The organism is Nocardia farcinica (genome assembly GCF_029867845.1).
GTDB lineage: Bacteria > Actinomycetota > Actinomycetes > Mycobacteriales > Mycobacteriaceae > Nocardia > Nocardia farcinica_A.
In genome coordinates this window covers 1-5319 of record NZ_JARWRU010001099.1, presented here as the reverse complement: position 1 = coordinate 5319, position 5319 = coordinate 1, and the positions used below count along the sequence as shown (strand labels likewise).

Here is a 5319-nt window from a genome sequence, read left to right as displayed (position 1 = left end):
GGCCCCGCCCCGGGGTCGTCCCCAAAACCCGCGCCCCCCCCCCGCGAAACCCGGGGGGGGGGGCCGAAGTGCTTGTCGTGACGGTCGTGGCGCGGTGTGCGAATCGCCCGTGCCCGGCGTCTGCCCTCGCGGGGCGTCAGGAGATGACGGCGCCGCCGTTGTTGCTCTGCGAACCGGCCGAGCCGGTGATGAACGCGCTGAGGAAGTTGTTGACCAGCACGTTGCTGTCGACCGAGTTGGCGGTGGCGGAGTCGATGAGGGCGATGAAGTTGAGCATGCTGCGTGTCCTCTTGCTTGGCGGCGAATCGGGCGGGCCGAGCGCCTGTGGATTGCCCGGAGCACCTCCGGGAGTGATGCGTTGACGCAATCGGAACGCAGCATAGTCACATTCCTGCCGGTGTGACCAGTCTTTGTTTCGGATTGGTACGGCCGTGCTGAACCGGAGGTTTCAGCGCGGGGACAGCAGATAGGCGAGGGCCACGTCGACGGCGGCCTGTCCGCCGCTGTGGTAGAGCCCGGCGTAGGCGCCGATGGCCGCGCCGATCACCGCGCCGAGCGGCACCGTGATGATGTCGAAGACGAACAGCCCGAGCGGGAAGCCGAGCAGCGCGCCGACAGCTGCCCCGATGCCCGCACCCGCGGTGATCTCCGGCATGGCGCGCTGGGTGACGTCGTGGAACTGCTCGTAGGTGCTGATGTCGCGCAGCGGCGCGCCGGCGGGGGCGACCGGGGTCAGGGTGAGGCGGGTGCCGTCGCGATCGACCACCGGCGTGATGTCCACCGCGCGGTCCCTGATGTGCAGGGTCATGGGCAGGGCCGCCAGCACGTGGCCGCCTGCGTCGCTGATCGTGACGATCCGGTCGCCGTGCACCAGCTCGAAACGGCCGCCGGCGAGCTCGGTGACGGTGGACCGGTGGTCCTCGCTCACGGCGGCCCGGAAATCGACCCCGGCGAAAGTGCCCCGCAGATCGGCGGGCTGCGCGGCAGTCGCGGCAGGCGGCTCCTGGCCGGGGTCCGCGGCGGGGGGGGGGGGGGGCGGGCCGCGACCCCCCCCGGGCCCGGGGGGGGGGGGGGGGGGGGGGGGGGGGGGGGGGCCGGGGGGGGCGGGGGCCCGGGGGGGGGGGCCGGGGGGGGGGGTGGGGGTCACCCCCCCCCCCCCCCCCGCGGCCAGGAGGGTGGTCAGGGTCGTCGTGCTGCTGCGCATCCGGTGATCTTCCTGTCGAGCCGTGACACCCCGCCGTGCCGGGGTCGCCGGTCAAGCTACCGGTTCACCGGGCAGAAAGCAGCCACCTTCGGTGTTTCCCGGCCCCTGTCCGCCCCGCAGCCGCGCTACTCGCCCGTGATCCGGCGTCGCCGCGGGGTGAGATGCAGCGGCGGCATCGGCGGAGCCGGAATCCGTTGCCCCGGCGGGTGCCCGGCGATGTCGGGGAAGCGGGCGGTGTCGTGGGACTCCCAGGCCTCGCGGGCGGCCACGATCTCCTCGTGGCTGCGGCCGACGAAGTTCCACCACATCACCAGCTCCTCCGCGAACGGCTCGCCACCGATCAGCGCCAGACGCGCGCCGGTCGCGCTGCGCAGCCGCAGCTCGGCGCGGTCGCTGCCCAGATACAGCAGCGGACCCGGCGGCGTCGCCTCGTCGGCGACCGTCGCCTCGCCCGCCACCACCAGCACCGCGTGCTCGAAGGCCGGGTTCAGCGCCAGCGTGCAGTCGGTGCCCGGCGCGAGCGTGATGTCGGCGCCGACGAGGGGCGTGTAGGCCCGCGCGGGCGAGGTCAGCCCGGCAAGGGCGCCGATGAGCACCACGGCACGCAGGCCGTCACGCTCGAGGACCGGCAGATCGCGGTGCTGCTCGAAATGTGGGGCCACCGCGGCGCTGTGACCGGGCAGGGCGATCCACAGCTGCAGACCCTCGCCGGCCGGCGCGTCGGCCGCGTGGTACTCCGAGTGCGCGATGCCGCGGCCGGAGGTCATCAGGTTCAGCCGGCCCGGCTCGATCTCCACGTCCGAGCCCACCGAGTCGCGGTGGCGGATGCGGCCGACGAACGGCCAGGTGACCGTCTGCAATCCGATGTGCGGGTGCGGATCGATGTCCGGGGGGAGCGCCGGTGGTGGTGACCGTCGGCGAGCCGAAATGGTCGAGGAAGCACCACGCGCCCACCGTGGGCAGATCCCGCTGCGGCAGCACCCGTTCCACGTACACCCCGCGCACGCCGCCCAGGGGCACCTCACGCGCGGGGAACAGCCGGGTCACCGGCCCCGGTCCCGGCGCGGGCGCGCACAACGCCTCGTCGGGGTGCGGATCCAGATCGCTCATCGGCCCGCCCTGCCACCGCGCCGGATCAGCGGTCCGACCCGGCCAGATGCCGGGCGTACTCGGGATGCCTGTCGATGTAGCCCGCGATGAACCGGCAGGTCGCCACGATGGCGCGGCCGCCGGCGACGGCGTCGTCCAGCGCGCCCTTCGCCAGGGCGCTGCCCAGTCCCTTGCCGCTGAAGGCGTCGTCGATCTCGGTGTGCACGAAATCGATGCGGTCGCCGCTCTCCTCGTACTCGACGAAGCCCGCCAGCTGATCGCCGAGGAAGATCTCGTAGCGGCTCTTGTCCGCGTTCCTGGTGACCCGCTTCTGCTCGCCGGAGTTCTGCTGCTGGTCGGCCATGGCGCTCCTTCGGTCGGCGTGGTCCGGCGGCGGCGCACGGGCTGTGCGCTCGGATGGTCGCCGGCAACTGCTCCCCGGGCCGAGCGTACCCACGACGGCCCTCGATATCGCCCCGAGCGCCGCCGGCTCGGGTTCGGGCAGGGCGGATCGCGGGGTCAGCGCGGGACGTGGAAGGCGACCAGCTCGCCGGTGCCCTCGCCGATCTGCTCCCACGGCCGGTCGAAGGTGAGCACCGCCAGCGCCGAGGTGGGGAACTTGCGGCCCAGCTCGATCGCGGCGTCGTCGTCGCGGTTGCCCGCCAGCTCCCAGGCGGTGCGCGGCATGCCGGGGGCGTGGCCGACGACCAACAGGGTCGAAACGTCCTCGTCGCAGAGTCGCACGAGTTCGACGAGCGTGCTCGGGGCGGCCTCGTAGATGCCGGGCTCGTAGACCACGGGCGCGGTGACGCCGGTGGCCGCCAGGGTCTGGCGGGTGCGGGTGGCGGTCGAGCAGCGCACCGCGTCGATCGGCGGCCTGGTGGCGCGCAGCCACTCGCCCGCCAGCGCCGCCTCGCGCAGTCCGCGCTCGGCCAGCGGGCGCTCGTGATCGTCCACACCGGGGGGATAACCGGACTTGCCGTGCCGCATGAGGATCAGAGTCCGCACCATGTCGCCACGGTAATTCGTCACCGTCGGATGGGACGGAGTGGGTGAGTTCGCCACGTCGGAAGCCCGATTGTGGTACTCAGGAGGGGTTCCGGGGAGAGGCCGCCGCCACTCTCGAGGCACACTGAAAGCGGGGTCACATTTCGCTGCGCGATCCATGTGGTCCCGCTTGTCCACCTCCGACCCGCGGGTGGCGCACAGCCCCACGTACGTTTCGAGGATCTGCACACTATGGCCTACGTAATCACGCAGCGTTGTTGCAATGACGCCAGCTGCGTCTCCGAGTGCCCGGTCGACTGCATTCGTCCCAACCCGGACGATCCGAACTTCGCGACCACCGAGATGCTCTACATCGACCCGGACACCTGCATCGACTGCGGTGCGTGTGTGGATGCCTGCCCGGTGGAGGCGATCTTCTCCGAGGACGACCTCTCGGCCTCGCTCGCCCGGTTCAAGGACGTCAACGCGGCCTACTTCCAGCGCCACCCGCTGGAGCCGAACTTCGACCCGATCGTCGCGCCGACGCGCCCGCCCAAGGAACTGGGCACCCTGCGCGTGGCGATCGTGGGCGCGGGCCCGGCCGCCTGCTACGCCGCCGAGGAGCTGCTGCGCCGCTGCGACGTCGAGGTCGAGATGTTCGACCGGTTGCCCACCCCGTGGGGCCTGGTGCGCGCGGGCGTGGCCCCCGACCATCCCGGCACCAAGACCGTGTCCAACATGTTCGAGTCGGCCTTCCGCCGCGACACGTTGCAGTACTACCTCAACGTCGAGATCGGCACCCACCTCACCCACGAGGAACTACAGGCCCACCACCACGCGGTGATCTACGCCGTCGGCGCGGCCGCCGACCGCAGGATGAACGTGCCGGGCGAGGACCTGCCGGGCAGCCACTCGGCCACCGAGTTCGTCGCCTGGTACAACGGCCACCCCGACTACGCCGAGCGCACCTTCGACCTGTCCGGCGAGCGCGCGGTCATCGTCGGCAACGGCAACGTCGCCCTCGACGTGGCCCGGGTGCTGACCGTCGACCCCGACGAGCTGGCGCAGACCGACATCGCCGACCACGCCCTGGCCGCCCTGCGCCGGTCCAACATCCGCGAGGTCGTCGTGCTCGGCAGGCGCGGCCCGCTGCAGGCCGCCTACACCAGCCCCGAGTTCATGGCGCTGGCCCACCTGAAGGGCGTCGACGTGATCATCGACGACGCCGAACTCGAACTCGACCACGTCAGCCAGGCGCTGCTGGACGATCCCGAGGTGGAGCCCTCGCTCGAGCTCAAGTACACCCTGGCCAAGGAGTACGCGGCCACCACGCCGACCGAGGGCAACAAGCGCATCGTCTTCCGCTACCTGGCCTCGCCGACCGCGGTGCTCGGCGAGGAGAAGGTCGAGGGCCTCGAGTTCGGCCGCAACGAGCTGGTGCAGCTGGACGGCCAACTGATCGCCCAGCCGACCGGGCAGACCGACCGCCTCGATGCCTCCCTGGTGCTGCGCTCCATCGGCTACAAGGGCAGGCCGGTGCCGGATCTGCCCTTCGACGACAACCGCGCCGTGGTCCCCAACGACAAGGGCCGGGTGCTCGCCGACGGGGAGGTCGTTCCCGGCGTCTATGTCAGCGGCTGGATCAAGCGCGGGCCGCGCGGCGTGATCGGCTCCAACCGGGTGGACTCCCAGGAGACGGTCGAGCAGCTGATCGACGATTTCGTCGCGGGCAAGCTGCCCGCCCCGGCCTCGGACCGGGCGGCGCTGCAGGCGCTGGTCGCCGAACGGCAGACCGACCTGGTCGACCGCAAGGGCTGGAAGAACATCGACGCCGCGGAGAAGGCGGCCGGTCGCGACGCCGGACGTCCCCGGGTCAAGTTCACCACCCGTGAGGAGCTGCTCAAGGCCGCCCGCGGCTGAGCGCGTTGCGGCCGTGCGCGGCCGGGGGCATCGAGGCCCGGGCCGGCGCGTCGGTCCGCCCCCCCCGGCCCCGGCTGCCGGCCCCGGCCCCCCCCCGGGGGGGGGGGGCCCCCCCCCGG

Annotated in this window: 6 protein-coding genes; 1 reads left to right on the top strand and 5 read right to left on the bottom strand. The window is 72.5% G+C overall.

What is annotated here, in order from left to right:
- Positions 1–136: 136 nt before the first annotated feature.
- From QH283_RS24315 to QH283_RS24295, 5 genes are all read right to left on the bottom strand, one after another.
- Positions 137–277 (bottom strand): hypothetical protein, encoded by a 141-nt coding sequence (locus QH283_RS24315; protein ID WP_280505260.1) that lies wholly within the window; start codon positions 275–277, stop codon positions 137–139.
- A gap of 171 nt (positions 278–448) precedes the next feature.
- A complete protein-coding gene (locus QH283_RS24310; RefSeq protein WP_280505259.1) occupies positions 449–1204 on the bottom strand; it encodes a hypothetical protein in 756 nt (251 codons plus the stop codon).
- Positions 1205–1329: 125 nt separating this feature from the next.
- Positions 1330–2064, bottom strand: a complete 735-nt coding sequence (locus tag QH283_RS24305; RefSeq protein ID WP_280505258.1) for a pirin family protein — start codon at positions 2062–2064, stop codon at positions 1330–1332.
- A gap of 275 nt (positions 2065–2339) precedes the next feature.
- Positions 2340–2657, bottom strand: a complete 318-nt coding sequence (locus tag QH283_RS24300; RefSeq protein ID WP_280505257.1) for a GNAT family N-acetyltransferase — start codon at positions 2655–2657, stop codon at positions 2340–2342.
- A 155-nt stretch (positions 2658–2812) separates the two neighbouring features.
- Entirely contained in the window at positions 2813–3304 is a 492-nt protein-coding gene (locus tag QH283_RS24295; RefSeq protein ID WP_280505256.1) for a SixA phosphatase family protein, read from the bottom strand.
- A 228-nt stretch (positions 3305–3532) separates the two neighbouring features.
- Here QH283_RS24295 and QH283_RS24290 point away from each other — a divergent pair, with 228 nt between their 5' ends.
- Positions 3533–5200, top strand: a complete 1668-nt coding sequence (locus QH283_RS24290; RefSeq protein WP_280505255.1) for an FAD-dependent oxidoreductase — start codon at positions 3533–3535, stop codon at positions 5198–5200.
- Positions 5201–5319: the final 119 nt, after the last annotated feature.